The sequence below is a fragment of the Bacteroides muris (ex Fokt et al. 2023) genome, assembly GCF_024704895.1.
GTDB classification, from domain to species: Bacteria; Bacteroidota; Bacteroidia; order Bacteroidales; family Bacteroidaceae; genus Bacteroides; species Bacteroides muris.
The window spans coordinates 49,444-55,507 of record NZ_JAMZEE010000028.1; the positions used below are offsets into that span (position 1 = coordinate 49,444).

At 44.7% G+C, this 6,064-nt stretch carries 2 protein-coding genes and 1 pseudogene; 1 reads left to right on the forward strand and 2 read right to left on the reverse strand.

All coding sequences use genetic code 11. The features are described from left to right. Window positions 1-12 precede the first annotated feature (12 nt). A complete protein-coding gene (locus M1B78_RS12075; RefSeq protein WP_136009054.1) occupies window positions 13-2,580 on the reverse strand; it encodes a beta-mannosidase in 2,568 nt (855 codons plus the stop codon). A gap of 164 nt (window positions 2,581-2,744) precedes the next feature. Between M1B78_RS12075 and M1B78_RS12080 the strand changes: the two genes are divergently transcribed. Beyond that, entirely contained in the window at window positions 2,745-4,808 is a 2,064-nt protein-coding gene (locus tag M1B78_RS12080; protein WP_257940790.1) for a GDSL-type esterase/lipase family protein, read from the forward strand. 192 nt (window positions 4,809-5,000) lie between these two features. On the opposite strand, the pseudogene M1B78_RS12085 reads toward M1B78_RS12080, so the two are convergent. After that, window positions 5,001-5,534: pseudogene (locus tag M1B78_RS12085) on the reverse strand (carboxypeptidase-like regulatory domain-containing protein); the annotation flags it as partial. Between the last annotated feature and the right edge of the window lie 530 nt (window positions 5,535-6,064).

The window sequence follows — 6,064 nt, forward strand, 5'->3', positions numbered from 1 at the left end:
ATTTTTAAAAAATTAATAAGTTTCCCGTATATGCTTCACAAGAATTTCCGGATTTATACCTTTTTTTATTTCCGGAGAGGTAATCATAATTCGGTGTGTCTCTCCCGGCAATAAATCAAAGAAATTATCTGTAAAACGCGCACCTTGATAAGGTATTTGCACAAAAACGTCCTTCGCCAACTTTGAAGCAGACAGTGTCACTTCACACACACCGTCCTCTACGACCTTTATCTTACTTTTCACCATTGTTTGGGGTAAATCCAACTCTTTAGTGGGCGCAAAATAGTGAACATCACGCGCCACTTCCTTTCCATGCTTATCCTTCAAAGACAAGAGCAGATAGCACTCCTTACGCAGCTTTTCATCGGCCCATTCATCTAAATCCTTACCAAATACTTTCACAGAGCTATTGGCAGGAGCCTCCACTTTGACCGACTCCTGCTGTAGTTTCTTGCCGTTGAAATCCATCAACCGCATTTCTAAAGTCATACCTGCCGAATCTTCCAATTTATCAGAAAGCAGATAGACATTCAGATGCCCGTTCTCATGGACAGGATTAACTATCAACGGAGCAAACGCACGTTTCGCCTGGTAATGCAATGCTTTCCAATTACCATAATAATCAATGCCCGACCACGATACGACCGGCCAGCTATCATTCAGCTGCCAATAGAGCGTTCCCATGCAGTATGGGCGGTTGCGACGGTGCGCTTCAAAGCAATAGCGCATCCCTTGCCCTTGCAATACAAGACCGACATAAACAAAATCCTCAAATTTTTCGGGAACGATGAAATCACGTTCCATATAGGTACGTATCAAGTCATTGCCCAACGAACTCTTCTGATGGGCAGTCATTACTTCAGATTCTATCTCATAATCTTCGGGAGAAGCAAAAGTGGCGATGGTCTTCATTTCGGGGAACGACTCGAAACCGAACTCGCTCTGGAAACGTCCGATTTCCGTATCAGACGATTCAAAAGTTTTCTTGCCGTACCAGATACCCCAGTTGTGGCTGTCACCGATATTCCAAGAATCAGGGCGTCCCCAATTGGAGAAATAAGGAGAAGTATGAACATAAGAGCGTCCCTCATCCCACTCCTTCACTTTGGAAGGAAGCAGTTCGCGGAACAGTTTGTCATAGTTGCGGTAAAACTCCTCATATACCTCGGGAGTATAACGGGATTGCCATCCCCAATATTTCAATCCTTCCAATATTTCGTTGTTACCGCACCACATAGCCAAGCAAGCATGATTGCGCAGACGCTTGATATTGTAATCCACCTCCTCGGAAACGCGTTTCAAGAATACCGGATCAGCCGGATAAACGGTGCATCCGAACATGAAATCCTGCCATATCAAGATGCCGTTTTCATCTGCAAGGTCATAAAAGCGATTATCCTCGTAAGTGCCTCCTCCCCATACACGGATGACATTCATATTGGCTTCTTTGATGTCACGGAACAGGGTAGCATAACGCTCGTCGGTCATGTTAGGCAATAGAATGTCATTGGGAATAAAGTTGGCACCTTTGGCAAACATGGGGATACCATTCACTTCAAAGTAATAGGATTCACCATGTTCGTCCTTTTCATTCACCAGACGAATCGTACGGAGTCCGATACGATGATGTCCGGAAGCAACCGTCTTTCCCCGGCAGACCACTTGCGCCGTAAAATCATACAGCACTGGTTCTCCCCAGCCATTGGGCATCCAACGCACCGGATTCTTAATCTCTACAGGAATTTTCACATGGTTGATGCCAGGATTCAGCACTACCGACTGTTTGACGGTAAGGGGCTGTCCGTCCTTCAAAGAACAGGACACGATGATTTCGGCTTCCTCTTTTCCCGATGATATACTGTTTATCTCCAGCTCATTGGAAATCTCTGCCTGCCGGTCGGTCAGCGAAAGCTGTTTCACATGATAGTCATCAATAGTAGCCACATCATAGAAACACAACGTGACGGGACGCCAAATGCCGCTGGTTACCATACGGATTCCCCAGTCCCAGCCGTAGCTGTAAGGAGCCTTTCGGGTAAATACACTGAGCTTCTTATCTGAATGGTCATTGTCTGCCGGATAGTCAAATCCGTTCGACGCCCATTGCGGCAATGTCTCCTTGATAGGTGAACGGAAAAAGACATGCAGTTTGTTTTCTCCCTGACGGAGCACCTCTTTCACCGGAACGGAATAACCGACAAACATATTGTCCGACTTCAACAACAATGCACCGTTGAGATAAACGTCCGCATACGTATCAAGCCCTTCAAAAGTCATCATGGCAGCTTCCCGCGAAAGCTGTTCTTCCGTCACGGTAAACGTAGTCTTGTATTCCCAGTCCTCATTCTCCACCCACTGAATATTCTTCTCATTCGTCCCGAAAAAAGGGTCGGGAAGCAATTGGTGATTCAGCAAATCTTGATGCACAGTTCCCGGTACAGTGGCCGACCTCCATTTATCGGTGCCCGCCTGAGAAAACATCCATCCCTGATTCAACATCAATACTTCGGAAGTATCATTAGCCTGAGCATTCCATAAGCTAAAACAAGCAATAAAAGTGTACAATAGTTTACTTTTCATATTATCGGATAAAAGATTTTACGCAAATATACTATTTATATATTTAAAAGCCACAGTCAATTAATATATTTTTTTAATTTACTTCTTGTATATAATAAAAACGCCACTTTAATCCAACATTTTCCTATCTTTGCTGAGGAAATATCAATCTTAAAGAAAATGCCATGAAAAAAATCATTCTCTATTCTTTGTTTACATTGCTCGCTTTGTATGCTCCGGCCCAGAAACGTATCAAAGTGGCATGTGTGGGAAACAGTATCACGTATGGCTACACACTGCCCGAACGTGAAACACAAGCTTACCCGTCACAATTACAACAAATGTTGGGTGATACCTATCAGGTAGGAAACTTCGGTAAATCAGGAGCTACCCTGCTTAACAAAGGACATCGCCCCTATATGCAGCAAGAAGAGTATCGACAAGCGATGGAATTTGCCGGCGACATTGTAGTAATTCATCTAGGCATCAACGATACCGACCCTCGTGACTGGCCCCATTATCAAGATGAATTTATCCGCGACTATCTAGCACTGATTGATAGTTTCCGCACCGTCCGTCCGGGCTGTAAAGTCATCATAGCCAAACTGACTCCCATTGCCGACCGCCATCCGCGGTTCGAATCCGGCACACGCGACTGGCGCGGAGAAATCCAGCAGGCGATAGAAACCGTTGCCCGCGTAGCCGACGTGCAACTGATGGATTTCGAGCAACCGCTCTACCCCTATCCTTTCCTCTTACCCGATGCCATCCATCCCAACCCCGAAGGTGCCAAAATCCTGGCACAAACCGTCTATTCTGCCATTACAGGCGACTATGGAGGTCTGCAAATGCCTATCACTTATACAAATGGAATGGTTCTGCAACGCGACCGTCCCTTGTTAATCAAAGGAAAAGCAAACGCCCATAGTAAAATAAAAGTAAAAATAGCCGGGCAGAAGAAAACAACCGAAACCGACAGCCAAGGATGCTGGCAGGTGACATTGGCTCCCCTAGCAGCCGGAGGGCCACACACCTTGAGCATCACAGACGGAAAAACCTCCTTATTATATAAGGACGTATTGGCAGGCGAAGTATGGCTTTGCTCAGGACAGTCCAATATGGAATTCATGCTGAAAGCCACCACTACTGCCGCAGAGGATGTCCCTGCCGCAACCGATGACCAGCTACGCCTATTCGACATGAAAGGCCGATGGCTGACATACGCCGTAGAATGGCCGGTGTCCGTACTCGACTCACTGAACCACCTGCAATACTACAAACATGCCCAATGGGAAAACGCCACTCCAGAAACAGCCCGTGACTTCTCTGCCATAGCCTTCTACTTCGGGAAAATGTTACGTGACAGCCTGCAAGTACCGGTCGGATTGATTTGCAATGCCGTAGGAGGCTCGCCCACCGAAGCATGGATAGAACGCAGCACGTTGGAATACCGGTTCCCTGCCATACTGAAACAATGGACTGGCAATGATTTTATCCAGGACTGGGTACGTGGCCGCGCTGCATTGAACATCAAAAAATCCAGCTACAAAGAGCAACGCCATCCCTACGAACCCTGCTACCTCTATGAGGCAGGCATCCGCCCCTTGGAAAGTTTCCCCATAAAAGGCGTCATCTGGTACCAAGGAGAGTCAAACGCACATAATTTCACCACACACGAAAAGCTGTTCCATCTACTTGTAGATAGTTGGCGCAAGAATTGGAACGACAAGCAACTACCTTTCTACTATGTACAACTTTCCAGCATAGACCGCCCTTCATGGCCATGGTTCCGCGATAGCCAGCGGAGAATGATGAATACCATCCCTGCAACAGGCATGGCTGTTTCCAGCGATCTCGGAGATTCGTTGGATGTGCATCCGCGCAACAAAAAGCCTATCGGTGACCGACTGGGACGCTGGGCATTGAACCGCACCTACAACCATACGCAAGTAGTGCCCTCAGGACCTATGTTCCGCAACGTGGAGTTCCGTAATGGTGCAGCATATCTGGCATTCGACTATGGTGAAGGATTGCACAGCGCCGACGGTCAGCCTCTGCACACTTTTGAGGTGGCAGAAATTGACGGATTGTTTGAGCCCGCCGTTGCCGAAGTAGAAGGGAACCGCTTGAAAGTCTATAATAAAAACATCAAGAATCCACGCTACGTGCGCTACGGCTGGCAACCGTTTACTCGCGCCAATCTGGTGAACGAAACAGGATTACCGGCTTCTACGTTCCGGACAGAATAGTATATTTATCCCTTTCCGCATCAATAAAGAAAAAGGCTACACTCTCCACACAAAAGGGGGTAGCCTTTTTTCTACCACTGGTATCAAACATTTATAAGCCATCAATTTTTGGGAACAAAAGAGACTCTCTGGCATATATCGACCTTGGTAAAAAGCAACAGGAAAAATATATGATTAACGTGAGTTCGAAATAATACTGGGTGATTCACCCGGCTGACCACTGGTGTCAACTACACGAAGCCCAGTAACTGAACCTTGTAAAGATTGTCCAGCATTACTGAAAGCAGCATTTTCCAACACTTTGTTGCCCATTTTCGAGATAGCAGTTGTCAACGCAACACGTTTTTGCGAGCCCCCATAACCTACTACCACCACTTCCTCCAGTAATTCAGAATCCTCCTGCAAACTAATGTTGAGTAGTTTTCCATTCCAAACTTGTTCTACCGTTTTGTAACCCACAAATGAAATTTGGATAATGTCGCCTTCTTTCACACCGGACAAAGAGAAATTACCATCAATGTCGGTAATCACACCATTGGTACTTCCTTTTACTACTACCGAGGCACCGATAACAGGACCAAGGGCATCGTTGACCGTACCTTTACAAACACTGCTCTGTCGCGTGGCATACACCCCTGCTACATCAGGGTTTGCAGCATAAACCGCTCTTGTTGAGCCTCCCAACAAAAGCAGCATCATGCTGACTGTTCTGAATTGTCTAAACATAATAATGCAATTTAAGGTTCATAATAGGGTCTATAACCCGTTTTACCTATTCATTATTAACTCAGTTATTAATATTAAACCTAAGTACTTCCAGAACTCATATATTTAAAGAAGTATTTGATATTTGCCGCAAATATAATAACAATTTTAATAACACCGCTTAGTTAATAAAAATATTTTTTATTAACCATATGCTTTTTTGTTTTTAGAGGGAAATAACTTGCTCGTTATACAAAAAAGACTATTGCAATAGAGGTTAATATTTTTTTAAGTAAATAGTTTGGTAATCTTATCTTTATTATCAAAAAGAAAACAATCCTCAAACTATTCTAAATATAATGATGTAAGTACTGTTTTTAACAAAATGACGGCTCCCTATTAAATTATTGAATGAATATTTCGCAAATACATTGACGCTACAATTTGCTAACCCTATAGTATACTGATAATTTGCCAGATTATCAACCTCTCACTCTGTCTCTAAGAAAAGCTTGGTGGTAAAGTTGATTTTAGTTAGTACTGGAAGTACT

Excerpts from the sequence above, each read along its gene's own strand:
- M1B78_RS12075 (WP_136009054.1), bottom strand. The coding sequence starts at position 2,580 with ATGAAAAGTAAACTATTGTACACTTTTATTGCTTGTTTTAGCTTATGG.
- M1B78_RS12080 (WP_257940790.1), top strand. The coding sequence starts at position 2,745 with ATGAAAAAAATCATTCTCTATTCTTTGTTTACATTGCTCGCTTTGTAT.